Annotated in this window: 26 protein-coding genes; 13 read left to right on the forward strand and 13 right to left on the reverse strand. The window is 77.8% G+C overall.

The annotated features are described in order from the left end of the window. Positions 1 to 8 precede the first annotated feature (8 nt). Positions 9 to 875, forward strand: a complete 867-nt coding sequence (locus D5H78_RS03470) for an alpha/beta fold hydrolase (RefSeq protein WP_119948950.1) — start codon at positions 9 to 11, stop codon at positions 873 to 875. Between the two features lie 7 nt (positions 876 to 882). Here the strand turns inward: D5H78_RS03470 and D5H78_RS03475 are convergent, their stop codons facing one another. The 6 genes from D5H78_RS03475 to D5H78_RS03495 are packed head-to-tail and all read right to left on the reverse strand — an operon-like array spanning position 883 to position 8,841. Then, a complete protein-coding gene (locus D5H78_RS03475) occupies positions 883 to 1,476 on the reverse strand; it encodes a GNAT family N-acetyltransferase (RefSeq protein WP_119948951.1) in 594 nt (197 codons plus the stop codon). Further along, on the reverse strand, positions 1,473 to 3,569 hold the full coding sequence (locus D5H78_RS03480) for a penicillin acylase family protein (RefSeq protein ID WP_119948952.1): 2,097 nt from the start codon (positions 3,567 to 3,569) through the stop codon (positions 1,473 to 1,475). Before D5H78_RS03480 ends, D5H78_RS03475 begins: the two co-directional genes overlap by 4 nt. Before the next feature lie 4 nt (positions 3,570 to 3,573). Continuing rightward, a complete protein-coding gene (locus D5H78_RS03485) occupies positions 3,574 to 5,433 on the reverse strand; it encodes an IucA/IucC family protein (protein ID WP_133411994.1) in 1,860 nt (619 codons plus the stop codon). Next, complete coding sequence (locus D5H78_RS19055; RefSeq protein ID WP_133411995.1) at positions 5,430 to 6,023, reverse strand: GNAT family N-acetyltransferase; 594 nt, start codon at positions 6,021 to 6,023, stop codon at positions 5,430 to 5,432. Before D5H78_RS19055 ends, D5H78_RS03485 begins: the two co-directional genes overlap by 4 nt. Then, positions 6,020 to 7,396, reverse strand: coding sequence for a lysine N(6)-hydroxylase/L-ornithine N(5)-oxygenase family protein (locus D5H78_RS03490; RefSeq protein ID WP_119948953.1), 1,377 nt, complete (start codon positions 7,394 to 7,396; stop codon positions 6,020 to 6,022). The genes D5H78_RS19055 and D5H78_RS03490 overlap by 4 nt, the downstream gene beginning before the upstream one ends. Further along, positions 7,393 to 8,841 (reverse strand): pyridoxal phosphate-dependent decarboxylase family protein, encoded by a 1,449-nt coding sequence (locus D5H78_RS03495; RefSeq protein WP_119949332.1) that lies wholly within the window; start codon positions 8,839 to 8,841, stop codon positions 7,393 to 7,395. The genes D5H78_RS03490 and D5H78_RS03495 overlap by 4 nt, the downstream gene beginning before the upstream one ends. A 168-nt stretch (positions 8,842 to 9,009) precedes the next feature. Between D5H78_RS03495 and D5H78_RS03500 the strand changes: the two genes are divergently transcribed. Beyond that, a complete protein-coding gene (locus D5H78_RS03500) occupies positions 9,010 to 9,750 on the forward strand; it encodes a siderophore-interacting protein (protein WP_119948954.1) in 741 nt (246 codons plus the stop codon). Between the two features lie 24 nt (positions 9,751 to 9,774). Here the strand turns inward: D5H78_RS03500 and dapD are convergent, their stop codons facing one another. Next, positions 9,775 to 10,725, reverse strand: a complete 951-nt coding sequence (gene dapD, locus D5H78_RS03505; protein WP_119948955.1) for a 2,3,4,5-tetrahydropyridine-2,6-dicarboxylate N-succinyltransferase — start codon at positions 10,723 to 10,725, stop codon at positions 9,775 to 9,777. Between the two features lie 20 nt (positions 10,726 to 10,745). On the opposite strand from dapD, the gene dapE reads away from it, so the two are divergent. After that, the gene (dapE, locus tag D5H78_RS03510; protein ID WP_119948956.1) at positions 10,746 to 11,804 is read left to right on the forward strand and encodes a succinyl-diaminopimelate desuccinylase; all 1,059 of its coding nucleotides are present in this window, start codon (positions 10,746 to 10,748) and stop codon (positions 11,802 to 11,804) included. 3 nt (positions 11,805 to 11,807) lie between these two features. On the opposite strand, the gene D5H78_RS03515 is transcribed toward dapE, so the two are convergent. The 4 genes from D5H78_RS03515 to wrbA all read right to left on the reverse strand — a co-directional run bounded on the left by D5H78_RS03515 (position 11,808) and on the right by wrbA (position 15,846). Beyond that, positions 11,808 to 12,671: a carbohydrate ABC transporter permease gene (locus tag D5H78_RS03515; protein ID WP_119948957.1), complete on the reverse strand. Its 864-nt coding sequence runs from the start codon at positions 12,669 to 12,671 to the stop codon at positions 11,808 to 11,810. Next, entirely contained in the window at positions 12,668 to 13,690 is a 1,023-nt protein-coding gene (locus D5H78_RS03520; protein ID WP_218566176.1) for a carbohydrate ABC transporter permease, read from the reverse strand. Before D5H78_RS03520 ends, D5H78_RS03515 begins: the two co-directional genes overlap by 4 nt. Next, positions 13,683 to 15,095 carry an extracellular solute-binding protein gene (locus tag D5H78_RS03525; protein ID WP_119948958.1) on the reverse strand — a complete coding sequence of 471 codons (1,413 nt, stop codon included), beginning with the start codon at positions 15,093 to 15,095 and terminating at the stop codon, positions 13,683 to 13,685. The genes D5H78_RS03520 and D5H78_RS03525 overlap by 8 nt, the downstream gene beginning before the upstream one ends. 145 nt (positions 15,096 to 15,240) lie before the next feature. After that, the gene (wrbA, locus tag D5H78_RS03530) at positions 15,241 to 15,846 is read right to left on the reverse strand and encodes an NAD(P)H:quinone oxidoreductase (RefSeq protein WP_119948959.1); all 606 of its coding nucleotides are present in this window, start codon (positions 15,844 to 15,846) and stop codon (positions 15,241 to 15,243) included. Positions 15,847 to 15,956: 110 nt separating this feature from the next. On the opposite strand from wrbA, the gene D5H78_RS03535 reads away from it, so the two are divergent. From D5H78_RS03535 to D5H78_RS03560, 6 genes are all read left to right on the forward strand, one after another. Next, on the forward strand, positions 15,957 to 16,826 hold the full coding sequence (locus D5H78_RS03535) for an LOG family protein (protein WP_119948960.1): 870 nt from the start codon (positions 15,957 to 15,959) through the stop codon (positions 16,824 to 16,826). 24 nt (positions 16,827 to 16,850) lie between these two features. Beyond that, positions 16,851 to 17,207: a DivIVA domain-containing protein gene (locus tag D5H78_RS03540; RefSeq protein WP_218566177.1), complete on the forward strand. Its 357-nt coding sequence runs from the start codon at positions 16,851 to 16,853 to the stop codon at positions 17,205 to 17,207. Then, a complete protein-coding gene (locus D5H78_RS03545; protein WP_218566178.1) occupies positions 17,189 to 17,647 on the forward strand; it encodes an SRPBCC family protein in 459 nt (152 codons plus the stop codon). The genes D5H78_RS03540 and D5H78_RS03545 overlap by 19 nt, the downstream gene beginning before the upstream one ends. Continuing rightward, positions 17,644 to 18,216 carry a DNA-3-methyladenine glycosylase I gene (locus D5H78_RS03550; protein WP_218566179.1) on the forward strand — a complete coding sequence of 191 codons (573 nt, stop codon included), beginning with the start codon at positions 17,644 to 17,646 and terminating at the stop codon, positions 18,214 to 18,216. The genes D5H78_RS03545 and D5H78_RS03550 overlap by 4 nt, the downstream gene beginning before the upstream one ends. 153 nt (positions 18,217 to 18,369) lie before the next feature. Beyond that, positions 18,370 to 18,537 carry a DUF3117 domain-containing protein gene (locus tag D5H78_RS03555; protein ID WP_177891090.1) on the forward strand — a complete coding sequence of 56 codons (168 nt, stop codon included), beginning with the start codon at positions 18,370 to 18,372 and terminating at the stop codon, positions 18,535 to 18,537. 253 nt (positions 18,538 to 18,790) lie between these two features. Next, positions 18,791 to 20,419 (forward strand): leucyl aminopeptidase family protein, encoded by a 1,629-nt coding sequence (locus D5H78_RS03560; protein ID WP_218566180.1) that lies wholly within the window; start codon positions 18,791 to 18,793, stop codon positions 20,417 to 20,419. A gap of 73 nt (positions 20,420 to 20,492) precedes the next feature. On the opposite strand, the gene D5H78_RS03565 is transcribed toward D5H78_RS03560, so the two are convergent. Beyond that, positions 20,493 to 21,140: an O-methyltransferase gene (locus tag D5H78_RS03565; RefSeq protein WP_119949336.1), complete on the reverse strand. Its 648-nt coding sequence runs from the start codon at positions 21,138 to 21,140 to the stop codon at positions 20,493 to 20,495. Between the two features lie 338 nt (positions 21,141 to 21,478). On the opposite strand from D5H78_RS03565, the gene sigE reads away from it, so the two are divergent. From sigE to D5H78_RS03590, 4 genes are all read left to right on the forward strand, one after another. Then, entirely contained in the window at positions 21,479 to 22,108 is a 630-nt protein-coding gene (sigE, locus tag D5H78_RS03570; protein WP_119949337.1) for an RNA polymerase sigma factor SigE, read from the forward strand. Continuing rightward, positions 22,105 to 22,884 (forward strand): zf-HC2 domain-containing protein, encoded by a 780-nt coding sequence (locus D5H78_RS19665; RefSeq protein ID WP_218566181.1) that lies wholly within the window; start codon positions 22,105 to 22,107, stop codon positions 22,882 to 22,884. The genes sigE and D5H78_RS19665 overlap by 4 nt, the downstream gene beginning before the upstream one ends. Positions 22,885 to 22,968: 84 nt before the next feature. Further along, positions 22,969 to 24,414, forward strand: coding sequence for a S1C family serine protease (locus D5H78_RS03580; RefSeq protein WP_119948963.1), 1,446 nt, complete (start codon positions 22,969 to 22,971; stop codon positions 24,412 to 24,414). Between the two features lie 149 nt (positions 24,415 to 24,563). Beyond that, positions 24,564 to 24,995, forward strand: a complete 432-nt coding sequence (locus D5H78_RS03590; RefSeq protein WP_119948964.1) for a sec-independent translocase — start codon at positions 24,564 to 24,566, stop codon at positions 24,993 to 24,995. 73 nt (positions 24,996 to 25,068) lie between these two features. Here the strand turns inward: D5H78_RS03590 and D5H78_RS03595 are convergent, their stop codons facing one another. Next, a complete protein-coding gene (locus D5H78_RS03595) occupies positions 25,069 to 26,220 on the reverse strand; it encodes an Mrp/NBP35 family ATP-binding protein (protein WP_119948965.1) in 1,152 nt (383 codons plus the stop codon). Between the last annotated feature and the right edge of the window lie 46 nt (positions 26,221 to 26,266).

The raw sequence follows: 26,266 nt of genomic DNA on the forward strand, positions 1-26,266 counted from the left end.
CTGGGGCCATGACGCGCACCGACGCCCCCACCGAGCTCTCCGCCACCCTCCCCGACGGCCGCCGCGTGGCCGTGGCCGCGTACGGCGACCCCGCCGGCCCCGCCGTCGTCCTCCTGCCGAGCGGCCCGGGCTCGCGGCGGATCGACCCCGACCCGGCGGCGACGGCCGCCGCCGGCGTGCGCCTGCTCGTCGTCGACCGCCCCGGGTACGGCGGCTCGGACCCGCTGCCCGCGGGCGCGGTGCCGACCCTGCCCGCGGTCGCGGACGTCGTCGCGGCCGCGCTGGCGGACCTCGGGGTCCGCGACGCCGGCGTCGTCGGGTGGTCCAGCGGCGGCTGGGTCGCCGCGGCCCTCGCCGCGCGGCACCCCGACCTCGTGCGGGCCCTGGCCGTCGTCGGCAGCCCCGCCCCCGACGACGAGGTGCCGTGGGTGGGGGAGGAGCACCGGGCGGCGCTGCGCACGATGCGCCGGGACCCCGCCGGCGCGCTGGCGGCGCTGGCCGCGCAGCTGGCCCCGCTGGCCGGCACCGGCGGGGACGCCGCGCTCGTCGGCGCCGGGCCCGCGGACGAGCGGCTGCTGGCGGACCCGCAGGTGCGCGAGCGCGTCGAGGCGATGCTGCGCGAGGCCGTGCGCCCCGGCGTGCTGGGCATGGCGACGGACGTCGTCGCGGTCAACGTCTCCCCGCCCGGCTTCGACCTCGGCGCGGTCGGCGCGCGGACCACCCTCTTCTACGCGGAGCAGGACGCGGTCGTGCCGCTGGAGGCCGGCGGGTGGTGGGCGGCGCGCGTCCCCGGCGCCCGGCTCGAGACCGTCGCCGGCGTCGGGCACCTGCTGCTGCTGCCCGCCTGGGGCCGGGTCCTCGCCGCGGTGCGCTGACCGGTCCTCAGCGCGGCGCCACCGCGGTCGCCGCGGCCAGCGCCGCGCCGACCACCTCGCGGCGCAGGAACGCCAGGCGGGCCCGCTTGGTCGGCAGGTCGACCTCCGGCCCGAGCTCGAACCCCGTCGCCACGAGCCGGCGCAGCGCCCGCTCGTTGCGGGCGTCCGGCTCGACGACGACCCGGCGCACCTCGGGCTCGGCGAGGACGACCGCGCCGAGGGCCAGGGCGAGCCGCCCGGTGAAACCGCTCTCCGGCGCCTGCGCCGGCGCCAGGAGCAGGTGCACGCCCAGGTCCCCGGGCTCGACGTCGTACGTCTCCCCGACGGGGTCGGCAGCCGGCTGGTACGTCTGCAGCAGCCCGACCGGCGCACCGTCGAGCGAGAGGAGGTACGCGTGGTGGGTGTCCAGGCCGTCGACGAAGGCGTAGACCTCACGGACCTGCTCCACGGTGCGGTCGGTCATGCCCCAGAAGCGCGCGCGCTCCTCGCGGACCCACGCGTGCACGAGCGCCGCGTCGCGGGCGGGGTCGAGCCGGCGCACCCCGAGGGTGCGCCCGTCGCCGAACGGGTGGTCGCCCTCGGTGAGCCGGGCGTCGGTCATCGGTCCTCCTGGTGCTCGGGTGCGTCGGTCGGTACGGGGACGAGCTCGCCGCGGGCCCACAGCGGCGCCTGGTCCTCGGCGTGCGGTCCGGGGGCGCCGTCGGCGCCCAGGGGGACGACCCACCGGCTGGCGTCGCGGTCGGCGAGGTCCCAGACGTAGCGGGCGACCGGGCCGCGCAGGCAGAGGTCGGTGAGGCCGGGCACGCTCGCGGTGGCCAGGACGCAGTCGACGTCGCCGTGCAGGGGGGTGCCGTCGGCGGGGCGGTCGACGGCCGCCTCCCACGCCGTCCCGTCGAGCCCGTGCACGGTGCGGAGCCGGTGCGCCGCCCCCCACGGCGCGGCCGGCGCCCGGGCCGCGTCCGCGAGGGCGTCGCGCACGAGCGCGCCGGCGTCCACGCCGTGGGCCGGGAGCACGGCGAGGAGCCGCTCCAGCGCGGTCCCGATCCGCTCGAGCGGGGACAGCCACGGCGCGAGCACGTCGGGGGCGCCGGTCGGGCGGTGCAGCGGCGCGAGGAGCGGCAGGGCCGCGACCCGCTGCACCAGGGCGGCGCGCCAGGCGGCGAAGGCCCCGGCACCGGGGCTGCCCGCGTCCATCCGCCCGTCCCAGGCGAGGAGCCGGTCCCGCAGCCCGGCCGCGGGCGTGCCGGGCGCGACCGGTGCCCCGCGCAGGTGCGCGAGCAGCGCCGTCGCCGGCCCGGACGCGGTGTCGACGAGCGCGGCGGCCAGGTCGTCCACCCCGAGGCCGGTCCGCCCGGCGAGCAGCCCGTGCAGCCGCGCCGCCCGGTGGGGCGGGGCGAAGACGGTCCCGAGGTCCGCGACGTCGGGCCGCTCGTCGTTGGCGGTGACGGCCAGCCCGTCCACCGGGAGCCCCGGCGGCACGCCGAGCGTGCCGCGCCAGGCGAGGTCGGGCTCCCAGGCCGGCACCGGCGCCCAGGCGCAGCGGGCGTCGCGGTCCGGCACCCGCCCCGCGACGAGCAGGCGCACGTCGCCCGCGGTGTCGGCGACGAGGACGCTGTTGACGGGCTCGACCCAGGCGGCGAGCGCCGCCTCGACGTCGGAGCAGGTGCGCGCGCGCAGCAGCGCCGGCAAGGCGGCGAAGCCCAGCGCGGCGTCGACCCGGGTCGGCGTGCGCAGGCTCAGCGCCTCGGCGCCGCCCCCGTCCGGACCGTCCCCCGCGGGCACCACGACCGGCCCGCGTGCGGTCTCCACGACCTCGACCTCGACCGGGTCGCCGTCGCGCACCGCGAGCACCGCCGTGCCCACCTCGGCGGGCTCCCAGCCCTCGGGGCCGAGCGCGAGCACGCGCCCGCCCTCGCGGCGCAGCCGCTCCCGGTAGAGGTCCTGGTAGTCGGCCATCGCGTTGGTGACGGCCCACGCGACCGTCCCCGTGTGCCCGAAGTGCGCGACGCCCGGCACGCCCGGGAACGCCAGGCCCACGACGTCGACGCCCTCGTCCTCCGCGACGAGGTGGACCTGCTGGTACACCCCGGGCCGCTCGAGCACCCGGTGCGGGTCGCCCGCGAGGAGCGGGAGCCCGGAGGCCGTGCGCGCGCCGGTGACCGCGACGGCGTTGCTGCCGTCGGGCGGGCCGAGCCCGAGCGCCACCGCGAGCTCGGCGCCGAGCGCCGGGCCGTACGCGCGGAGCACGTGCCCGCGCCACACCTTCGTCCCCACCGACCCGAAGAGCACGTGCTGGACGAGGAACACCCCGAGCGGCGTCCACGGGCGCCACGCACCGCTCCCGCCCCGGGGCAGGCCGAGGGCGCGCAGCTCCGGCGAGCGCGCGGCGCCGGCGGGGAGCCCCTCGCGGACGCCCTCGGCGTACGCGGCGACCCACCGCTGCGTGGCCGCGTCGAGGGCGGCCCAGCAGCGCCGCGCGGTGTCGTCGAGGCGCGCCCGCACCGCGAAGGCGTCCCAGGCGAGGCCGGGGGCGCCGACGTGCGCGGCGAGCACCGCCTCGCTGCGCCAGCGCTCCACCTCCAGCTGCCACGCCCGGTCCAGCGCGGTCGCCCGGCCCTGGGCGCGGGCCAGGTCGTCGAGCGACCCGGCCCGCACCGTCGGCACCCCCCACGCGTCGCGCGCGATCCCGTCCACGGCCTCAGGCCCCGTCCGGGCGGTGGGGCGCCACCGGGTTCGCCAGGGTGCCGGCGAACTGCAGCGAGGAGGCCTGGTCGGCCAGGTCCACCATCTGCAGCGTGTCGCGCAGCTGCAGCCGGTTGAGGCACGAGTGCCGGAAGCGCGGCGTGAACAGGTCGAAGCGCCGGTGCAGGGCGGGGTGCAGGTCGCGGTGCGCGGCCAGGCACGCGGCGACCGTGCGCCAGGCCGCCCCGGCGTCGAGCAGGCCGTCGCCGTCGAGCACGGCGACGAGGTGGCGCAGGAAGCCGTCGAACACGTCGGTGAACACCGACAGCAGGCGCACCTCGTCGTCGTAGTCGACGCGGACCCGCTCGACCCCGCCGGGCAGCGGGCGGTCGCCGAACACGGCCACCTCCTCGCCCACGTCCTTCATGAGCGCCCGGGACGGGACGTCGCCGCGCAGCACCAGGATCACGTTCTCCCCGTGCGGCATGAACGCCAGGTCGTGCGCGAGCAGGCAGTGCACGACGGGTCGCAGGTACGCGTCGAGGTAGCGCTCGAACCAGGCCCGCGCCGGCAGGCCCGACCCCGCGACGAGGGCGCCGACGAGCGAGCGCCCCTCGGCGTCCCGGTGCAGCAGCGCGGCCATGGTCATGGCGCGCTCGTCGGGTGCCAGCCGCGGGACAGGGCTTTCCCGCCAGAGCGCGGCGACCATCCGCTGGTACGGCGAGCGGGTGCCCCGCCCGGCCGTGCGGTGGTACGCGTCGCCGGTGTAGCCGACCGACGCCAGCTCGCGCAGGACCGCGAAACCGCTGCCGCCGAGCTCCGGGTCGCCCGCGACGACCCCGGCCACCCAGTCGTTGATGGCGGGCGTCGCGCGCATGTACGCGGGCGACAGGCCGCGCAGGAAGCCCATGTTCTGCACCGCCAGCGCGGTCTTGACGTAGTGCCGGTCGGGCCGGTCGAGGTCGAAGAACGTCCGGATCGACTGCTGCGCCTGGTAGCGGTCCTCGCCGGTGCCCACGGGCACGAGGTCGCGGCGGCCGAGGTCGGCGGCGAACGTCACCGCGACCCGGTGCTCCCACTGCCACGGGTGCACGGGGACGTACAGGTAGTCCGCGGGGTCGAGGCCGAGGCCGCGCAGCCGGTCCGCGAAGCGCCCGAGCTGGCCGGGGCCGAGCTGGGAGGCGTACAGGGAGCGTTCGTCGACGCCGGCACCGCACGCGAGGTGCGTGTGCTCGCGCCGCGCCGCGACCCAGACCAGGCGGACCGGGGCGCCGGCCTCGGGCGCGTACGCCGCGGCGTCGGACACCCCGAACCCGATGCGCCCGTTGTTCGCGACGAACGCCGGGTGCCCCTCGGTCATCGAGCGCTCGACGGTCTGCAGGTCGGCCCGCGCCAGCGCCCGCGCGTCGGCGCGCCGGTGGTGCAGCTTCCAGGCCGCTCCGGCAAGGGTCGCGCTGAGCTCCTCGAGGTACGTCCCCAGCAGCCGGTCGGGCAGGCCCAGCAGGGGCTGCAGCTCGTCGACGAGGGCGAGGACGTCGAGCGGGGCGGGGAGCCCGTCGACGGTGCGCGACACCGTCGCCGGGTCGACGTCCCAGTGCTCGAGGGGCAGCACCCGCGCGGCGAACCGGTAGCGGCTCCCCGCCGGGGTGCCCAGCTCCCACCAGGTCCGCCCGAGCGCGTCCGCGGGGCCGGGGGCCGGCCCAGGGGCCGGCTCGGGCGTCAGGAGCCGCTCGTGGCTGAACTCCGCGAGCGCCTTGGTGACGAGGTGGCGGTGCGCCCGACCGACGGCCACCGGCTCGAGGTGCCCGGCGCCGAGGTCGGGGTCGGCCGCCAGGGGACCCGTCCCCGCGGCGCGGCCCAGCACGGGCGCGCTCATGCGAGCACCCCCGCCAGGGCGCTCGCCGCGAAGCCCTCGGGCGTGCAGGTGCTGACGACGGCGGTCTTGCACCCCAGGTCGAGCGGGCCGTGCTCCACGAACCCGGCGGCGCGGTTCTTCGCCCGTACGGCCGTGTTGCGCTCGTCGGGCTCGACCACCACGCGGCGCGCCCCCGGCCGGTCGAGGCAGAAGCGCACGACCGCCGCCATGACCGCGGACGTCAGCCCGTGGAGCGGGGCGGTGCCCTGCGCCGGCGGCGCCACGAGCAGGTGCATGCCGACGTCGCCGGGGGAGGCGTCCCAGTGCCCGACGAGCTCGCGGTGGCGCGGGTCGTACGTCTCGGCGAGGAAGGCCGGCGCCCCGTCCACGCGGCCGAGCCACGCGTCGTGGTGCGGGTCCGCGGCGATCGCGGCGTAGGCGGTCCGGACGTCCTCGCGGGACGCGCCCTGCATGAGCCAGGACGCGCAGCGCGGGTGGGTGACCCACGCGTGCAGCAGGTCGGCGTCGCGGTCCACGACCACCGGCTCCAGCGCGAGGACGCCGACGGGGGTGCGCGCCGACCAGGTGGGCGCGAGCGGGACAGCGCTCACCGGAGCGCCCCCGCCCCGGCCAGGCCGCCCCCGGTGACGGCGGCCCCGACGCCATCGCCGTCCCCGGCCGCACCGTCGTCCTCGGCCTCGACCCCGAAGTCCTGGTACGCGATGCGCCGCTCCACCGGGTAGACCTCCCGGCCGCACATCGCGTTGATGATCACCGAGCTGCGGTGGGCGCCCATGCCGAGGTCGGGCGCGGTGAGGCTGTGCGTGTGCTCCTCGGCGTTCTGCACGTAGACCTCGCGGCCGGTGACGTCGACGGCGTAGTCGAGCGCCACGTCATAGCGCCCCCGCGCGTCCCAGCGGATGCGGTGCCGCACGGGGTCGAGGAAGGACGGGACCCCGGCGCGGTAGCCGGTGGCCAGCACGAGCGCCGACGTCGTGCGGGTGACCGTGCGGCCCTGCTCCGCGTGGTGCAGGCGCAGCGCGTAGCGGCGGCGCTCGGCGTCCCAGGACGCATCGACGAGCTCGACGCCGGTGAGCAGCGACGTGGGGACCTCGCCGCGCACGCCCTTGCGGTAGAGGGTGTCGTACACGGCGTCGACGAGGTCGCCGCTGATGCCCTTGTAGAGGTGGCGCTGCTCGCGGGCGAGCGCGTCGCGGCGCGCCGCCGGCAGCGCGTGGTGGTAGCGCACGTAGTCCGGCGAGGTCATCTCGAGGGTGAGCTTGGTGTACTCCATCGGGAAGAAGCGCGGGGAGCGGGTCACCCAGTCCACGCGGTAGCCGAGGCGGTCGGCGTCCTCGAGCAGGTCGAGGTAGACCTCAGCCGCGCTCTGCCCGCTGCCGACGACGGTGACGTGCCCGAGCGCCTGCAGCTCCTCCTTGTGCTGCAGGTACGACGCCGTGTGCCAGGCGGGGCCGGGCAGGCCCCGCGCCGGCTCCGGCACCCACGGCGCCGTGCCGACACCGAGGACGAGGCGCCGCCCGAGGTGCACCTCGGACGCGCCGGAGCGCACGTCGCGGGCGTGGACCCGGTACGCGCCGAGCGCGGCGTCGTGCTCGACCCGCTCGACCCGCCGGCCCCAGCGCAGCCCCGGCACCCGCCCCGCGACCCAGCGGCAGTACGCGTCGTACTCCGCCCGCAGCGGGTAGAAGCTCTCCCGGATGTAGAAGGGGTAGAGCCGCCCGGTCGCCTTGAGGTACGCCAGGAACGAGTACGGCGACGTCGGGTCGGCCATCGTCACCAGGTCCGCGAGGAAGGGGACCTGGATCGTCGCGCCCTCGATCATCATCCCGTGGTGCCACGCGAACTCCTCGCGCGCGTCGAGGAAGACGCCGGACAGGTCGGGCACCGGGGCGCTCAGCGCGGCGAGGCCCAGGTTGAAGGGGCCGATCCCGACGGCGACGAAGTCGTGCACGGGGGCGCTCACGCCGGCACCCCCTCGCGCTCGGCGCGCGCCGGGCCCGCCGGGTGCGGCACGGCCCCGCGCAGCAGGTCCTGCCCGGCCTCGCGCACCAGCGCGAGCACGGCGCGCACGTCCTCGCGCGTCGTCGCCGGGTTGAGCAGCGTGAGCTTCAGCCACGGGCGCCCGCCGACGACCGTGCGGGCCACCACGGCCTCGCCCTCGTCGAAGAGGCGGTCGCGGACCGCGCCGACGAGCAGGTCCGCCGTCGCCGCGGGCACCCGCCCGCCCGGCCCGGCGGGGCGGTAGCGGAACAGGACGGTGCTCAGCACGGGGGCGCTGTGGACCTCGACGTCGGGGTCGGCGAGGAGGTCCTCGTGGACCTGCGCCGCGAGGTCGATGCACGCGTCGAAGGCGTCGCCGACGGCGTCCGCGCCCATCGTCCGCAGGGTGAGCCACAGCTTGAGCGCGTCGAAGCGGCGGGTGGTCTGCAGGCTGCGGTCCACCTGGTTCGGCACCCGCTCGCCGCGCGGGTTGAGGTACGCGGCGTGGTGGGTCGCGTGACGCAGCGCGGCGCCGTCGCGCACGAGCAGCGCCGAGGACGCCACCGGCTGGAAGAAGCTCTTGTGGAAGTCCACGGTGAGGGAGTCCGCGCGCTCCACGCCGTCGAGCAGGTGCCGGCGCCGGCGCGAGACGAGCAGGCCGCAGCCGTACGCCGCGTCGACGTGCAGCCGCACGCCGAGCTCGCCGCAGACGTCGGCCAGCGCGGCGAGCGGGTCGACCGCCCCGAGGTCGGTCGTCCCGGCGGTGGCGACGACGGCGGCGACGACGTCGCCGGCCGCCCGCGTGCGCAGCACGGCCGCGCGCAGCGCGGCGGGGTCCATCCGGTGCCGCGCGTCCGTCCCGACGGTGACGACCGCGCCGTCGCCGAGCCCGAGCAGCCGGGCGCCCTTGGCGACGCTGAAGTGCCCCTGGTCCGTTGCGAGGACCCGCAGGCGCGCCCCGGGCGGCAGCGCGCCCCCGGGCAGGGCCGCGAGGGCCTCCTCGCGGGCGAGCAGCAGGGCCTGCAGGTTGGACTGGGTGCCGCCGCTGGTGAAGACCCCGTCGGCGGCGGGCCCGAGACCGGCCCGCTGCGCGGTCCAGGCGACGAGCCGGCGCTCCATCAGCGTCGCCGTCGTCGACTGGTCCCAGGTGTCGACCGAGGTGTTGACCGCGGAGGCCAGCAGGTCGGCCGCGAGCGCCGGGACGGCGACCGGGCAGTTGAGGTGGGCGACGTACCCCGGCTCGTGGAACCACACCGCGTGCTCCAGGTAGAGGCGGGACGCCTCGCGCAGCGCCGCGGTCGTGTCGCCGAGCGGGGCGTCGAGGTCGACGCCGGCGACGAGGTCCTCGAGGTCCTCGAGCGCCGCGCCCGAGCGCGGTCGCTGCACGACGCGCACCCGGTCGGTGAGGACGTCGAGCGCGGTCGTCATGGCCGCGGCGTAGTGGTCCACCGTCGCCCCCGAGAACAGGTGCGCGGCAGGCGTGTGCTCCGTCACAGAGCGTCCCTCCGGCTAGCATAGGCTCACCTAAGTCGGAGCGAGACACTACACAGATGGCGGCGCCGCGGTCACCCCGGGCGACGCGAGGAGGGACGCGGCGTGCAGCACGGCTGGGAGGGGGTCGTCCTCAAGGCCCTGCGGGGCAAGGACTTCGTGCTGACGGTCCGGGGGACCGAGCGGGTGTCCGAGCGCTACCAGCGGGTCCGCGTCGAGGACGGCGGGCTGCTCGCGGCCTGCGGCGCGCACCCGGCCATGTGGGTGCGCCTCTGGTTCGACGACGGCGGCAGGCCGCACCAGCGGGCGTACACCGTGGTCGACCCCGACCCGGCCGCGGGGACCTTCGACCTCGAGTTCGCCCTCCACGAGGGCCCCGCCGCGCGCTGGTCGCTCGCGGCGGCCCCGGGCACGACGATCGACGCGACCGTGCAGGGCACGCGCGACACCCCACCGCCCGCGGGGAGCCGCGCGCTGCACCTCGTCGGCGACCCGGCGTCGCTGCCCGCGGTCAACGCCGTGCTCGAGGCGCACCCGTCGACGCCCGCGCGGGTGTGGCTCGAGGCCGGGCACCCCTCCGACCGCGGGCTGCCCGTGCGCGCGGGGGCCCCGCACGAGGTCACCTGGGTCGACCGCGGCAGCGGCGAGGGCGCGGGGCGGGGCCTCGTCGACGCCGTCACCGCCGCCTGGTCCGGTGCCGAGGGCGGGGCGGCCGACCCCGGGCGCGACTGGTTCTGGGTCGCCTGCGAGGCCGCGAGCGCGCGGGCCCTCGGCCGGCACCTGCGCCGCGAGCTCGGCGTGCCCAAGGCCCGCGTGGAGGCGACGGGGTACTGGCGCGCCACCTAGGGCACCGGCGCCACGCGGCGGGCGTCAGTCGTTCGCGTGCAGGGCCGCGTTGAGCCCGCCCCAGCTGCCGCTGCGGGGCACGGCCTCGACCGCGCCGGTGACGCTGTTGCGCCGGAACAGCAGCCCCGGCACGCCGGAGAGCTCGAGCGCCTTGACGACCTGCCCGTCGGGCAGCAGCACCTTGGTGCCGGCCGTGACGTAGGTGCCCGCCTCGACGACGGAGTCGTCGCCGAGCGAGATGCCGATGCCGGCGTTCGCGCCGAGCAGCGCCCGCTCGCCGACGCGCACGACCTCCTTGCCGCCGCCGGAGAGCGTGCCCATGATCGACGCCCCGCCGCCGACGTCGGAGCCGTCGCCCACGACGACGCCGGCGGAGATGCGGCCCTCGACCATGGAGGCGCCGAGCGTGCCCGCGTTGTAGTTCACGAAGCCCTCGTGCATCACCGTGGTCCCGCTCGCCAGGTGCGCGCCGAGGCGGACCCGGTCCGCGTCGGCGATCCGGACGCCGGTGGGCACGACGTAGTCGACCATCCGCGGGAACTTGTCGACCCCCAGCACCTGCACCGGGCCCGACGCGCGCAGCCGCAGGCGGGTCTCCTCGAAGCCCTCGACCGCGCAGGGGCCGTGGTTGGTCCACACGACGTTCGCCAGCGCGCCGAAGACGCCGTCGAGGACGACCTCGTGCGGGCGCACGAGCCGGTGCGAGAGCAGGTGCAGGCGCAGGTACGCGTCCTGGGTCCCGGTGATCGGCCCGTCCAGGTCGGCCTCGACGCGCTGCACGTCGAGCCGCACCCCGCGCCGCTCGTCCTGCCCGGCCAGCGCCGCGAGCGCCTCGGGCGCCGCGGCGTCCCCCGGCTCGCCGAGCGCGGGGGAGGGGAACCACGCGTCGAGCACCTGGCCGGCGCTGCTCGTGGTGACGAGGGCCCAGCCCCAGGCGCGGCGGGGGGCGGTGTCGGCGGCGGTCTCGGTGCTCACGGGCGGCTACGGTACCGAGGGTGCCGATCGACCTCGACCTGCCCGTGGACGACCTCACGGCCGCCCTGTGCGACGTGCCCAGCGTCAGCGGCGCCGAGGGCCCGCTGGCCGACGCGGTCGAGGCGGCGCTGCGCCGGGTCCCGCACCTGCGGGTCGACCGCGACGGCGACTGCGTCGTCGCCCGTACGGAGCTGGGGCGCCCCGAGCGCGTGGTCGTCGCCGGCCACCTCGACACCGTCCCCGTGGCCGGCAACCTGCCGGTGCGCCGCGAGGGGGGCGACCTCGTGGGGCGCGGCACCTGCGACATGAAGGGCGGCGTCGCGGTCGCGCTGCGCCTCGCGGCCCACGTGCCCGGGCCGGTGCGCGACGTCACCTACGTCCTCTACGACCACGAGGAGGTCGAGGCCGCCCGCAACGGCCTCGGCCGGGTCGCGCGCACGCACCCGGAGTGGCTCGACGGCGACTTCGCGATCCTCATGGAGCCCTCGCTCGCCGGCGTCGAGGGCGGCTGCAACGGCACGCTGCGCGCGGAGGTGACGACGCGCGGCACCGCCGCGCACAGCGCCCGCAGCTGGACCGGGCACAACGCGATCCACGACGCGGGCGAGGTGCTGCGCCGGCTCGCGGACTACGCCCCCCAGAGCCGGGAGGTCGACGGGCTCGTCTACCGCGAGGGGCTCAACGCGGTCGGGATCCGTGGCGGCATCGCCGGCAACGTCGTGCCCGACCTCTGCGTCGTCACCGTGAACTTCCGCTTCGCCCCCGACCGCAGCGAGGAGCAGGCGGCCCAGCACGTCCGGGAGGTGCTCGACGGGTACGAGGTCGCCGTCGTCGACTCCGCGCCCGGCGCGCGGCCCGGGCTCGACCACCCCGCCGCGGCCGCGTTCGTCGCGGCGGTGGGGGAGGAGCCGCGGCCCAAGTACGGCTGGACCGACGTCGCCCGCTTCTCCGCGCTCGGCGTGCCCGCCGTCAACTACGGCCCCGGCGACCCGCTCCTCGCCCACAAGGACGACGAGCGGGTGCCGGTCGAGCACCTGCACCGCTGCGAGCGGCGGCTGCGGGAGTGGCTCGGCGCCTGAGGCCTACTTCTCCGCGCCGCCGGTCAGCCCCTCGGTGAGGAAGCGCTCGAGGAGCAGGAAGACCACGACCACCGGCACGGTGATGACCACCGACCCGGCCATGAGCACGGTCGTCGGCACCTCGATGCTGCCGGAGAGCTGCGCCAGGCCCAGCGAGACCGTCCAGCGCGAGCGGTCCTCGACGAGGAACAGCAGCGCGAAGAGGAACTCGTTCCACGCGATGACGGCGACGAAGAGCCCGGTCGCGAGCACCGAGGGCAGCGCCAGCGGGAGCACGATGCGCCGGACGACCCCGAGGGTCCCGAGCCCGTCGACGAGCGCCGCCTCCTCGACGCTCTCGGGCACCGTCGTGAAGTAGTTGCGCAGCATGTAGATCGCCACGGGGACGGTCTGCGCGACGTAGACCAGCACGAGGCCCACGAGCGACCCGCGCAGCTGCAGGCGGCTGAGCAGCACGAAGAGGGGGATCGCCATGACGATCGCGGGGAGCAGGTAGACGCCGAGGAACAGCGCGCTCACCTGCCGCCGGCCGACGAAGGGGAGCCGCGCGACGGCGTACGCGCCGGGGACGGCGACGAGGAGGGCGACGACCACCGTGGCCGCGGCGACGACCGCGCTGTTGGCGAGCAGGTCGACGAAGCCCTGCCCGCCCTCGTCGACGGGCGTGAGCACCTCGCGGTAGCCGGACAGGGTGAGCTCGCCGAGCCCGACGAGGACGTCGCCGGGGTCGCGCAGGAGCTCGGCGATCGGCCGGGCCGAGAGCAGCAGCATGTAGGCGAAGGGCAGCAGGGTCGCGAGCAGGAGCCCCGCGACGACGACGGGCCGGGCCACCCGCAGGACAGCGGTCTCCACGCGGTCGCGGCTCACAGCGGGTCCTCCCCGCGCCGGCGCAGCAGCCACAGGTAGAGCGAGACCAGCACGACGAGCACCGCGGCGAGCACGAGGCTCTGCGCCGCGGCCGCGCCGACGTTGCGCTGCACGGTGAGCAGCTCGTACACCCGCACGCTGGCGACGCCGGTGCCGGCGGCGCCGCCGGTGAGCAGGAAGATGTCGTCGAACTCGTTGAAGGTCCAGATGCTGCGCAGGACGACGAGGACCGCGATGACGGGGAGCAGCTGCGGCAGGACGATGTGCCGGAACGTCTGCAGCGGCGTCGCGCCGTCGACCCGGGCGGCCTCCTCGACGTCGGCGGGCAGCGCCTGCAGCCGCGCGAGCAGGAAGAGGAAGGCGAAGGGGAAGTAGCGCCAGCCCTCGAAGACGACGACCGTCAGCAGGGCCGTCGGCACGGGCACGTCCAGGCCGAGCAGCGACAGCTCGCCGCGCGCCTGCGACAGGAACGCGACGGGGTCGTCCCACCCGAGGAAGCGCTGCCCCCAGACGTTGACGACCCCGAACTCGGGGTTGAGCATCGTCCGCCAGACGAAGGTCACCGCGACGACGGGCGCGATGTACGGCAGCAGCATCGCCGCCCGCACGAGCCCCCGGCCGCGGAAGGGGCGGCGCAGCGCCAGCGCCGCGACGAGGCCGACGCCGACCGCCACCGCCGTCGAGCCGACGGTGTAGACGAGCGTCGTGCGCAGCGACTCCAGCAGCGCGTCCGACAGCAGGACCCGCTCGAGGTTGTCCAGCGTCAGCGGGTCGGTGAGGCCCGCCTGCCCGACGCGGATGAGCCGCAGGTCCTGGAAGGCGATGAGGACCGACCACAGCAGGGGGGCCAGCACGAGCGCCAGGACGATGACGAGCGTCGGCGACATCAGCCACAGGCCCGTGCGCCCGCGCCGCTGGGCCAGCGTGCGCCGGCGCCCGCGGCGCCCCCGGTCCCGGCCGTCCTGCGGGGGCGGCGCTCCGCGCTCGGCGAGCGCCGCCCCCGCGGGGGCGTCAGCCACCGAGGTCCTCCTGCACGGTGCGCGCCTCCTCGGCCATCTGCGTCGCGGCGTCGGCGGGCTCGGCCCCGCCGCTCAGCGCCGTCGCGAGGGCCTGCGGCACGACGAACTGCCCGGCCACGGCCCCGGCCAGCTCGCCCTGCCCCTGCGGGAAGCCCCAGCGGGCGAAGGTCTCCGGGCTCGCCGCGACCGCGTCGAGCACCTCGGCCGGGTAGAAGTCGGACAGCGGCGCCTTGCGGTCGACGCCCGCCTCGAGCCCGCGCCACGCCGTGAGGAACGCCTCCGGGTCGTCCGCGGTCCCGGTGCGGACCGGCACCTTGCCCTCGGGCGCGATGGCGAGCCACTGCTCGTACGCGTCCCCCATGACGTGCTGGACGAGCTCCGACGCCGCGTCCGCGTCGCCGCCGGAGAGCATCGCGAAGGAGACCACCTCGCCGTAGTTCGCCGGCCCACCGCTCGGGCCCTGCAGCGACGTGACGATGCCGGTGTTCTCCGCGAGGAACGTCGGGTCGGCGGCGCACTCGGAGCAGGTCGGCAGCGCGTCGTCGCGCAGCCCGGCGAGCTCGTCGAGGATGAACGAGGACCAGACGACCATGGCCGCGCGCCCGGCGAAGTACGCCGCCCGCGTCGTGTCGACGTCCTGGTTCCCGCTCGGGGCGTGCTCGCGCAGCAGGTCGGTCCAGAAGCCGACGCTCTCGACGCACGCGTCGCTGTCCAGGGCGACCTCCTCGCCGTCCACGAGCTCGCAGCCGTTCGCCAGCGCGACGTGCTCGAAGGTCTGCTGCGTGAACGAGTCGTTGGGAGCGGTGCTGGCGACGATCCCGCGCACGTCCCCCTGGTCCAGGGCCGCCGCGGCGGCGGCGAGCGCCTCGTACGAGTCCGGCGCCGGCAGCCCGGCCGCCTCGAACAGGTCGGTGCGGTAGAGCAGCAGCTGCGCCCAGCCGTCGCTGGGCACGGCGAGCTGCTCGTCGCCGTCCCGGGTCAGCTCGAGCGCACCGGCGGAGAAGGTGTCCTCGCCGAGCGCCTCGACGACGGACGCGGCCGCCCCCGTGTCGAGCAGCCCGTCGGTCTGCAGCCGGCTCACCGCCGCGAGCGGCGCGGCCGCGATGACGTCCGGGAGCTCGTCCGACGCCGCGGCCGAGCTCAGGACCGTCGTGAGCTGGTCCTCGGCGACGGGGACCAGCTCGACCTCGGTCCCCGTGCGCTCGCCGAACGCGTCGACGATCCGCTGCTGCGCCTGGACCCGGTCGGTGAGGTCCTCGACCGTCCAGACCGTGAGGGCACCGCCCGACCCGCCGTCCGACCCGCCGTCGTCGCCCCCGCAGGCCGTGGCCAGCAGCGCTGCCGCCGCCACCGCCGCGGCGAGGCGGCCGGCCCGCACCCGGGGCCCTGCCAGTGGACGCACCATCGTCGCCTCCCCGTCGTCACGCGCGCCGGGAGGGGCCCGCGGCGCTGCGGTGCGCCGATGGTAGGGGCGTCGGGGCCGCGAGGGCGGGCACTCCGGCGGCGGCGCGCCCCGCGGGCCGCGCCGCCGCCACGACGGGTGCGCTCCGTCAGCCCTTGAGGCGCTCGGCGACGCGCACGCACCGCGTCGCCATGTGGTCGAGCGCCGCGTGCTCCTCCTCGCCCGGGTCGATGTCGTTCGCACCGCCGGAGACGTGCGAGACGCCGTACGGGTTGCCGTCGTTGAACTTGACCGCGGGGTCGGTGTAGCCGGGCGGGACGATGATGCCGCCGAAGTGGTAGACGGAGTTGTACAGCGCGAGCAGGGTCGACTCCTGGCCGCCGTGCTTGGTCTGCGTCGAGGTGAAGCCGGCGTAGACCTTGTCCGCCAGCTTGCCCTGCGCCCACAGCCCGCCGAGCGTGTCGAGGAACTGCTTGAGCTGCGCGGCGACGTTGCCGTAGCGGGTGGGCGAGCCGAGCAGGACCACGTCGGCCCAGTCCATGTCGTCCGCCGTCGCCTCGGGGACGTCCTTGGTCGCCTCGGCGTGCGCCGCCCAGCCGGCGTTGCTGCGGACGGCCTCCTCGGGGGCGAGCTCGTGGACCTTGCGCACGCGGACCTCCGCGCCCGCCGCCTGCGCGGCCTGCCCGGCGCGCTGCGCCATGTGCGCGACGTGTCCGGTGGAGGAGTAGTAGATGACGGCGACGTTGACGGGCATGGGACCTCCGGTGCTCGGCGCGGGGCGCGCCCTCGACGACTGCTTGCCGGGTCAACGACTACCCCACGGCGGGGCGTCGCGCACCCCCGGGCGTGGCTAGCCTGCCGCCCATGGCCGTCGACCCGCAGCACGAGCCCCAGCCCGCCGCGCCCGCGCGCGACGTCCCCCCGCGCGAGCGCCAGCGCGGGCCGGTCGTCCTGCGCCGGGGCCAGGTCGAGGAGGGCACCACCACGGACCAGCGGCTGCTGGACAGCCGCGGGCCGGCGGACTGGGTGCACACCGACCCGTGGCGCGTCCTGCGCATCCAGAGCGAGTTCGTCGAGGGCTTCGGCACGCTCGCCGAGCTCGGGCCGGCCGTGAGCGTCTTCGGCTCGGCCCGCACCCACCGGGACTCCCCGGACTACGCGCTCGGCGTCGAGGTCGGCCGGCTCATCGCCGAGGCCGGGTACGCCGTCATCACCGGCGGCGGCCCCGGCGCCATGGAGGCGGCGAACAAGGGGTGCTGCGAGGCCGGCGGCACCTCGGTGGGCCTCGGCATCGAGCTGCCCTTCGAGCAGGGCATGAACGCGTGGGTCGACCTCGGGGTCAACTTCCGCTACTTCTTCGCTCGCAAGACGATGTTCGTGAAGTACGCCCAGGGCTTCGTCGTCCTGCCGGGCGGGTTCGGCACGCTCGACGAGCTCTTCGAGGCGCTCGTCCTCGTCCAGACCCGCAAGGTGACCCGGTTCCCGGTCGTGCTGCTCGGCACGGCGTACTGGGGCGGGCTCGTGGACTGGGTCCGCAGCACCGTGCTGCCGCACGGGATGGTGTCCGGCGCCGACCTGGACCTGCTGCACGTCACGGACGACCCCCGCGAGGCCGTACGGCTCGTCATCGGCTCGGAGGAGGAGCGCGCGGCCGAGCTGCGCGCGGCCCGCGCCAAGGCCGACGCCGACCGCGAGGCGGGCGGCTGGGACCCCACCGCGGCCGGGCGCGGCTGAGGGCCGGCTGGCAGCATGGCGGGCGTGCCGACCTGGGTCCTGCTCCTCGTCGTCGTCGTCCTCGGGGCGGTGGCGGTGGTGGTGACCGGCCTGCGCGGGCGCGGGCCCGACCCCGCCCCCGGGCCGGACGCGCACGACGTCGCGCCGGGCCCGGCAGCGGCCGTCGCCGGCGAGGAGGGCCTCGCCGCGCTGGAGCGGGCGCGCTTCCCGGTGGTCCTGCGCGGCTACCGCCCGGACGACGTCGAGGACGTCCTCGACCGCCTCCTGGGCGAGCTGCACGAGCGCGACCGGCGCATCGCCGAGCTCGAGGCGCTCCTCGAGGACCGCGGGGCCCGCGCCCTGCACGAGCGGGAGGAGGGGCCGTGGCGTCCTTCGACGTGACGGTCGACGTCGACGCCCCCGTGCAGCGCACGTGGGACGCGCTCACCGACTGGTCCTCGCACGGTGCGTGGATCCCCCTCACCCGCGTGCGCGTGACCTCCCAGGGCGGTCGCGGCGTCGGGGCCGGGTTCGTCGGGCGCACCGGCGTCGGCCCGCTCGCCTTCGACGACCCCATGGTCGTGCAGGAGTGGGAGCCCCCGCGCGACGGGCGCCCCGGCCGCTGCGCGGTGCGCAAGACCGGGCGGGTCGTGCTCGGCGGGGCGTCCTTCACCGTCGCGGAGCGCCCGGGCGGCTCCCGGGTGGTGTGGCACGAGGACGTCGAGGTCCCGCCCGTCGCGCTGACCCGCCGCGCCGCCCCGCTCGTCGCCGCCGGCGGGCGCGCGCTGTTCGGGCTGGCGCTGCGGCGCTTCGCCCGGCGGGTGGAGCGGGCGGCGGCGTGAGCGGGCCGGTCGTCGGGGCCGACGGGCGGGCGCGCTGCCCCTGGGCCGCGGGGGAGCTCTACGAGCGCTACCACGACGAGGAGTGGGGCCGGCCGGTCCACGGCACCGCGCCGCTCTTCGAGCGGCTGACCCTCGAGGCCTTCCAGTCGGGCCTGTCCTGGATCACCGTCCTGCGCAAGCGCCCCGCCTTCCGCGCGGCCTTCGCCGGGTTCGCGCCGGAGGTCGTGGCGGCGTACGGGCCCGAGGACGTCGAGCGCCTCCTCGGCGACGCCGGCATCGTGCGCAACCGGGCCAAGGTCGAGGCGACCGTCGCGAACGCGCGGGCCGTGCTCGCGCTCGACGTGCCCCTCGACGCGCTGCTGTGGTCCTACGCCCCCGACCCGCCGCCGCCGGCGCCGCGGACCACCGCCGACGTCGCCGCGACGAGCCCGGCCTCGACCGCGATGGCCCGCGACCTGCGGGCGCGCGGCTTCCGCTTCGTCGGGCCGACCACGTGCCACGCGCTCATGCAGGCCACCGGCATGGTGGACGAGCACCTCGCCGGCTGCTGGCGCCGCTCCTCGACGTGACCGGAGCGTCACGCGAGGTGCCGGGCGGCGCGCCGGGCGCGCCCGTACGGGTGACGGTGGTCCGACCCCTGCCGCTCATGCGGGATGATGGTGCCCATCACACCAACCGTGTGGCCGCGGCGGGCGCCGCGGTGCGCGACGAGAGGAGCGAGCATGGCGGCTATGAAGCCGCGGACGGGCGACGGCCCGCTCGAGGTGACCAAGGAGGGCCGCGGCATCGTCATGCGCGTGCCCCTCGAGGGCGGTGGCCGCCTGGTGGTCGAGCTGTCGGCCGACGAGGCCAACGCGCTCGGCGACGCCCTCAAGGACGTCGCGGGCTGAGCCCGCGCCGCACCGTCCCCGCACCCGGCCCGCTCGGGCCCGTCGGGGACGACGCGCCACGACCCCGGTCGCGACCGCCCGCCAGGGCGGGGCGGCCGGGGTCGTAGCGTGTCACCCCGCAGGAGCTCCCCGGCGCCGCGCCCGAGCACGCCGTGCACCCCGTGCACCCCGTGCCCCCGGAGCGGCCCCGGCGCCCCTGCCCAGCCCGGGACCGGCCGCCGCCGGTCACCCGCACGCGAGGACAGGAGCCGCCGTGCCGCGCAGCGCGACGACCGAGCGCACCACCGCAGCCGACGCCGCCCCCCGCCGGCGGCGCGCCCGCACGACGGGCACCGGCGCCGTGGCCACCCCGCTGCCCGCCCTCGAGGCGCGCGACGGCGGGCTCGACGCCCTCCTCGGGCAGGGCGACGCCGACGCGGTCGTGGTGTGGCTGCGGCCCGGCGACGACGGTCCCGTCCTCGACCCGGCCGCCGCTGGCGTCGGCGAGGCGCTCGGCGTGGACCTCGCCGACGAGGCGGCGCGCGCCGGCGCCCGGGGCTCCGAGGCCGAGGTCAATGCCGTACCGGTGCGCGCCGAGGGCGTCGCCGTCGAGGTCGTGCTGCTGGCCGGCGCGGGCGACGGCACGCCGCGCGCCCTGCGCCGCGCCGGCGCCGCCCTGGCGCGGCGGGCCCGCGGCCGGCGCGCGCTCGCGGCCGCCCTGCCGGAGGCCGTCGAGGGGCCGCGCGACGAGGCGGCCCGGGCCCTCGGCGAGGGGCTCGCCCTCGCCGCGTACGCCTTCCCCCGCCGCGGCACCACGCCGCCGCAGCCCGGCGCGCAGGGGGGCGCGCTGGGCCGGCTGCTCCTCGTCGAGCGCGGCGCCGCGGAGCCGCTGCGCCGGGCCGCCGCGACGGCCCGCGCGGTCGCCACCGCCCGCGACCTCGCCAACACCCCCGCCGACGTCGAGGACCCCGCGTGGCTCGCCGCGCGCGCCGGCGAGCTGCTCGAGGGGGCGGGGGTCGCCCTGCGGGTCCGCGACGAGGCCGAGCTCGCCGAGGAGGGCTTCGGCGGGGTCCTCGCGGTGGGCGCCGGCAGCGCCCGGCCGCCGCGCCTGCTCGAGATGGCGTACGAGCCCGAGGGTGCCGGGCGGCGCACCCCGCACGTCGTGCTCGTGGGCAAGGGCATCACGTTCGACTCCGGCGGCCTGTCGCTCAAGCCGCGCGAGGCGATGGTGCCGATGAAGACCGACATGGCCGCCGGCGGCGCGGTCGTCGCCGTGATGACCGCGCTCGCGGAGCTCGGCGTCACGGCCCGGGTCACCGCGCTCGTGCCCGCCGCGGAGAACCTGCCCGGCGCCTCGGCCATGCGCCCGGGGGACGTCGTCACGCACTACGGCGGGCGCACCGTCGAGGTGCTCAACACCGACGCCGAGGGCCGGCTCGTGCTCGCCGACGCCCTGGCCTACGCCGACGCGGTGCTCGACCCCGACGTGGTCGTCGACATCGCCACGCTCACCGGTGCCGCGTCGCTCGGGCTGGGCAGGCGCCACGGCGCGCTCTACTCCGGCGACGACGACCTCGCGGCCGCCCTCGTCGCGGCCGGCGTCGCGAGCGGCGACGCCCTGTGGCGCATGCCGCTCGTCGAGGACTACCGCCGCGCCATGGACTCGCCGGTGGCCGACCTGTCGAACATCAGCCGGGACAGCACCGTCAGCGGCGGCTCGATCACCGCCGCGCTCTTCCTGCGCGAGTTCGCGGGCGGGCGCCGCTGGGCCCACCTCGACGTGGCCGGGCCCGCCCGCGCCGACGGCGACGAGCACGAGGTGACCAAGGGCGGCACCGGCTTCGGCACCCGCGTGCTGCTGCGCTGGCTCGAGGGCCTCGGCGGGGGCCGGCGCCGGCGCTGAGGCGGGCGGCCCTGCGCCGTCAGCCGGGACGGCGCCTCGGCCCCGTCCCGGCCCCGACCCGGCCGGCGCCGGGTCAGCGGCGCTTGACCGCGCAGAGCAGGCCGTCGCCCACGGGCAGCAGGGCCGGGACGAGCCGCTCGTCGTCGCGCACGGCCTTGCCGAACTCCCGGATCGCGACCGTCGCCGCGTCGCGCTGGGCGGGGTCGGCGACCCGGTCGTGCCACAGCGCGTTGTCCATGCAGAAGACGCCGCCGGGGCGCAGCAGGCGCAGGGCCTCGGCGAGGTACGCCTCGAGGTCCTGCTTGTCCGCGTCGACGAGGACCAGGTCGTAGTGCCCGTCGGTGAGGCGCGGCAGGACGTCGAGCGCGCGCCCGGAGATGAGGCGCGCGCGGTTGGCGGGGATGCCCTCGGCGGCGAAGGCCTCGCGCGCCGCCCGCTGGTGCTCGGGCTCGACGTCGATCGTCGTGAGCACGCCCTCGGGGTGCATGCCCCGCAGCAGCCACGTGCCGGAGACGCCGGTGCCGGTGCCGACCTCGACCACGTTGCGGGCGTCGATCGCGGCGGCGAGCAGGCGCAGCGCGGCGCCGCCGCCCGGGCCGACCGGGGTGCAGCCGAGCTCGGCCGCGCGGGCGCGGGCGTCGGTGAGGACGGCGTCCTCGGCGACGAGCTCCTCGGCGTACTGGCGCGATGCCTGCTGGGCGGCCTGCTGGGCGCTGGCGATGACTGCCTCCTCGACGACGTCCCCCGGTCGCTGCGCCCGGCGCGCGCGGCGCCCGGGCAGCCGGGGCCCGCCGCCGAGGATAGTGCCCGCCGGAACCGGGCCCGGGCGCCGGGCGTTGCGGGGGTGCGGGGGCGCGACCGCGTCCCTGAGAAGACCCTGAGAATGGCGCCCGGCGCTCGCCGGGGCCCGACGAGTGGGGGACGATGGACGGGACCGCGCTGCTCGAACCCGGGGAGGTCGCCGTGACCGCCAGGCCTGGCACCACCGCACCCGAGCACGCCCCCGCGGCCGCCGCCGCGCCCGCCGCGCCGGCCGCGCCCGCCGCGCCCGCCGCGCCCCTGCCGGCCGGGGACCTCCCGGGCGGGGACCTCCCCGGCGAGGACGAGGTCCGCGCCGCCGCCGAGGCCGCGCCGGAGTGGGTGCCGCCGTCCTGGGAGGACGTGGTCCGCACCCACTCGGCGCGGGTCTACCGGCTGGCGTACCGGCTCACCGGCAACCAGCACGACGCCGAGGACCTCACCCAGGAGGTCTTCGTCCGGGTCTTCCGGTCCCTGTCGAGCTACACCCCCGGCACCTTCGAGGGCTGGCTGCACCGCATCACCACGAACCTCTTCCTCGACCAGGTGCGCCGCAAGCAGCGCATCCGCTTCGACGCCCTCGCCGACGACGCCGCGGACCGGCTCGCCGGGCGCGAGCCGACCCCGGCGCAGTGGTACGACGACCGCACCCTCGACGGCGACGTCCAGGCCGCGCTCGACGCGCTGCCGCCGGACTTCCGGGCCGCCGTCGTGCTCTGCGACGTCGAGGGGCTCTCGTACGAGGAGATCTCCGCGACCCTCGGCGTCAAGCTCGGCACCGTCCGCAGCCGCATCCACCGCGGCCGCGCGCAGCTGCGCGCGGCGCTCGAGCACCGGGCGCCCCGCCGCGCGGCCGAGGGGGCGCCCGAGGGCGCGGAGAGCGGGCGATGACCGGCGCACGCACCCCGCGCGGGCCCCACCTGGGTCCGCGGGTGTCCGCGCTCGTCGACGGGGAGCTGGGCCACGACGACCGGGACCGCTGCCTGGCCCACGCCGCCGAGTGCCCGCCGTGCCTGGCCGCCCTCGACGCCGAGCGCCGGGCCAAGGCCGCCGTGGCCCGCCTGGGCGCCGGCGCCGAGGACCGGGACGGTGCGGCCGCCGGGCTCCCGCCGGGGCTCGCCGCGCGGCTGCTGGCCATCGCGGACCCGCCGCCGGCAGCTCCCCCGGGCCCGCCCGCGGGCGCCGGCGCGGGCCTGGCCGGTGGTCCCCGCGGTGCCACCCGCCCCGGCCGCGGCCCCCAGCGCGAGGCGCGCCCCGGCGGGCGCGCCGACGCGACCGGCCCCGGCCGCCCCGGCGGCGCGCGCGAGCGCTCGCCGCTGCGCCGGGTGTCGGCCACCGCCGGCGGCCTCGTCGTGGCCGCCTCCGCGACCCTCGGGGTCGCGCTGCTCGTCGGCGGCGGTGCCGGCGGGGTCGGCGGGGGTGCCGCCCGCCCGCCCGTCGCGGCGCTGACCGGCTCCGCGCCGAGCGCGAGCGAGGTCGTCGAGCGGCCCCGCGCGCGCACCTCGCAGGTCGCCCTCGGCCGGCGCTGCTCCGGCGTGCCCGGCGGCGTCCCCGTGGCCCCCGCGGGGCTGCCCGAGTGCGTGCAGCGCCCGGCGGCGCCGGGCTGGTACGCCGCGTCGACCCGCGCGCTGCCCCTGCGCACCGCCTCGGCGGTCCTCGCCCCCTGACGGCCGCGGCGCCCGCGGGCGCGGACGGGTGCACCGGCGCCGCGCGGGGGAGGATGGACCGGTGGTCGACGGGCGGGAGGCGGCGTGAGCAGCACGGGCGGTGCGGGGACCGGTGGCACCGGGGCCGACTGGTGGGAGCGCCCTGCCGGCGCGAGCGGCTCCAGCGCCTGGGACGCCCCCGGCCCCGGCGGCGTCCCCGGGACCGGTGGCGCCGGAGGCGCCGGTGGTGACGCGTACGGCGCCCCGGCCGCGCCCGGCGGTGGTGCGCACGGCGCCCCCCAGCGCGCCCCGGACCCCTGGGCCGGGCCGCAGGGCGGCTGGGCCGACGACCCGTTCGGCCCGAGCCCGTACAGCGCCCCCGGCACGTCCCCCGGCGCGCCCGCCGCGGCCTGGGGCGACCCCTTCGGGGGCACGGGCGGCGGCTACCCGCCGCCGGCCCCGCCCCGGCCGGTGCGCCGGCTCGGCGCGGGCGCCGCGCTCGCCCTGGCGCTGCTGGCCGGCGTCGTCGGCGGGGGCGTCGGCGGCACCGTGGGCTACCTCGCCGCGGACCGCCAGGAGGGGTCCGTCCTCGACGGCGACGCGCGGCTCGGGCCCAGCGCGACGCGCTCGAGCGAGCGCCCCCCGGAGAGCGTCGCCGGCGTGGCCGCGCGGCTGCTGCCCTCGGTGGTGTCCATCGCGGTGGAGGGCACGAGCAGCGCGGGCACCGGCTCGGGCTTCGTGCTGCGCGAGGACGGCTACGTGCTCACCAACAACCACGTCGTCGCGGCCGGCGCCTCCGGCGGCGAGATCACGGTGAGCTTCGACGACGGCTCGGAGCGGCCGGCGCGCATCGTGGGGCGCGACCCCAACTACGACCTCGCGGTCATCAAGGTCGAGGCGCGCGACCTGCCGGTCGCGGCGCTCGCCGACAGCGACGACGTCGTCGTGGGCGACCCGGTCATCGCGGTCGGCAGCCCGCTCGGGCTCTCCGGGACGGTCACCACGGGCATCGTCAGCGCCCTCGACCGGCCGGTGACCGCCGGCGAGAGCAGCGGCTCGGAGGCCGCCTTCATCAACGCGATCCAGACCGACGCCGCGATCAACCCCGGCAACTCCGGCGGCCCGCTCGTCGACGCCACCGGGCGCGTCATCGGCGTGAACTCGGCCATCGCCACGACGAGCTCCGGGCTGGGCGGGCAGAGCGGGTCCATCGGCCTCGGGTTCGCCATCCCCATGAACCAGGCCAAGCGGACGGCCGAGCAGCTCATCGAGACCGGGCGGGCGACGTACCCGATCATCGGCGCCGTGCTCGACGGGCGCTTCGGCGGCGAGGGGGCGCGGGTGCGCGAGCTGACCGCGGGCGGTCCGGCGGACAGCGCGGGGCTGCGCGAGGGCGACGTCGTGACCTCCATCGACGGGCGTCGGGTCGACGACTCCTCCGAGCTCATCGTGGCGATCCGGGCCCTCGAGCCCGGCGACCGCGTCGAGCTCACCGTCGAGCGCGGCGGGGACGAGCAGGTGCTCCAGGTCGAGCTGGGGGAGTCCGACTAGGGGAGGGGGCCCAGCGGGCCACCGGTCCAGCAGGTCCAGCAGGTCCAGCAGGTCCAGCAGGTCCAGCAGGGCCGCGCGCGGGCGGCGCGCGGGCCGGGCCCGGCGGTTAGGCTGGCCCCGTCCGTGCGGCACGAGGAGTGCGAGGAGCCATGTTCGGCATCAACGGCTGGGAGATCCCGGTCCTCGCGATCATCGCCCTGCTCGTGCTCGGCCCCGACAAGCTGCCGAAGTTCGCGGCCGACGCGGCGCGGATGATCCGCCAGGTGCGCCGCATGGCCACCGACGCGCGCGACGAGGTGACCCGCGACCTGGGCCCGGAGTTCCGCGACATCGACCTGCAGGACCTCAACCCGCGCCGCTTCGTCACCAAGCACCTGCTCGAGGGCGACTCGTTCGGCCTCGACGACGACGAGCCCGAGCGGCCCGCCCGCCGCTCGTCGACGGCCCCCCGCCCGCGCAGCGCGGCCGAGGGCACCGGGCGCCGGGCGCTCGGCTCCGGCGGCTCCGGCGGGCGCCCCGGCGGTTCGTCGGTCCCCGGCGCCTCGGGCGAGCGGCCGCCGTACGACCTCGACGCCACCTGACGCCCTCGCCCTGACGCCCTCGCCCTGACGCCCGACCCCCTGGACCGGCGGGGTCGGGCGCGTCGGGCCCGGCTCAGCGCCGGGTGGGCGTGATGGTGAGGGAGCGGCCGGCGAGGCCGCGGGCGCGGGTGGAGAGGCGGTCGGCGACCGCCCCGAGGGCCTGCGCGGCCGGGGCCGCCGGGTCGGTGAGCACGAGGGGCACGCCCTGGTCGCCGCCCTCGCGCAGCCGCACGTCGAGCGGCACCTGGCCGAGCAGCGGCACCGGGGCGCCCAGCAGCCGGGTGAGCCCGTCGGACACCGTCTGCCCGCCGCCCGAGCCGAAGACGTCGACCCGCTCGCCGCAGTGCGGGCAGGGCAGCCACGCCATGTTCTCCACGACGCCGACGACGTGCTGGCGGGTCTGCGTGGCGATCGCGCCCGCGCGCTCGGCGACCTCCGCCGCGGCCTGCTGCGGCGTCGTCACCACGAGCAGCTCGGCGCCGGGCAGCAGCTGGGCCACGGAGATCGCGATGTCGCCGGTGCCCGGCGGCAGGTCGAGCAGCAGCACGTCGAGGTCGCCCCAGAAGACGTCGGCGAGGAACTGCTGCAGCGCGCGGTGCAGCATCGGCCCGCGCCAGACCACCGGGGCGTTGTCGGCGACGAACATGCCGATGCTGATGACCTTCACCCCGTGCGCCGACGGCGGCAGGATCATCTGCTCGACCTGCGTGGGCCGGCCCGTCACGCCGAGCATGCGCGGGACGGAGTGGCCGTAGATGTCCGCGTCGACGACGCCGACCTTGAGCCCGCGGGCGGCGAGCGCCGCGGCGAGGTTCACGGTCACCGAGGACTTGCCGACGCCGCCCTTGCCGGAGGCGACGGCGTACACCCGGGTCAGCGAGCCGGGCGCCGCGAAGGGGATCTCGCGCTCGGCCTGCCCGCCGCGCAGGCTGGTCTGCAGGTCGCGGCGCTGCTGGTCGCTCATGACGTCGAGGACGACCTCGACGCCGGCGACGCCCGGCACGGCCCCCACGGCGGCGGTGACGTCGCGGGTGATCTTGTCCTTGAGGGGGCAGCCCGCCACGGTGAGGTAGACCTCGACGCGGACCCGGCCGTCGTCGCCGACGCGCACGTCCTTGACCATGCCGAGCTCGGTGATCGGGCGGTGGATCTCGGGGTCCTGCACGGTCGCCAGGGCGGCGTCGAGCGCGGAGCGGTCGGGGAGCGTGGAGGACGGGGTCGGCACCCGACGATGCTACGTGCGGCCCTCCCGGTGCGCCGGGGCGCGGTCC

This window comes from Vallicoccus soli, from assembly GCF_003594885.1.
GTDB classification, from domain to species: Bacteria; Actinomycetota; Actinomycetes; order Motilibacterales; family Motilibacteraceae; genus Vallicoccus; species Vallicoccus soli.

Coding starts and splice junctions, on each gene's coding strand:
- D5H78_RS03555 (WP_177891090.1), top strand. CDS start 18,370: ATGGCGGCTATGAAGCCGCGGACGGGCGACGGCCCGCTCGAGGTGACC.
- wrbA (WP_119948959.1), bottom strand. CDS start 15,846: ATGCCCGTCAACGTCGCCGTCATCTACTACTCCTCCACCGGACACGTC.
- D5H78_RS19665 (WP_218566181.1), top strand. CDS start 22,105: ATGACCGGCGCACGCACCCCGCGCGGGCCCCACCTGGGTCCGCGGGTG.
- D5H78_RS03470 (WP_119948950.1), top strand. CDS start 9: ATGACGCGCACCGACGCCCCCACCGAGCTCTCCGCCACCCTCCCCGAC.
- D5H78_RS03590 (WP_119948964.1), top strand. CDS start 24,564: ATGTTCGGCATCAACGGCTGGGAGATCCCGGTCCTCGCGATCATCGCC.
- D5H78_RS03495 (WP_119949332.1), bottom strand. CDS start 8,841: ATGACGACCGCGCTCGACGTCCTCACCGACCGGGTGCGCGTCGTGCAG.
- D5H78_RS03525 (WP_119948958.1), bottom strand. CDS start 15,095: ATGGTGCGTCCACTGGCAGGGCCCCGGGTGCGGGCCGGCCGCCTCGCC.
- D5H78_RS03475 (WP_119948951.1), bottom strand. CDS start 1,476: ATGACCGACGCCCGGCTCACCGAGGGCGACCACCCGTTCGGCGACGGG.
- D5H78_RS03535 (WP_119948960.1), top strand. CDS start 15,957: ATGGCCGTCGACCCGCAGCACGAGCCCCAGCCCGCCGCGCCCGCGCGC.
- D5H78_RS03485 (WP_133411994.1), bottom strand. CDS start 5,433: ATGAGCGCGCCCGTGCTGGGCCGCGCCGCGGGGACGGGTCCCCTGGCG.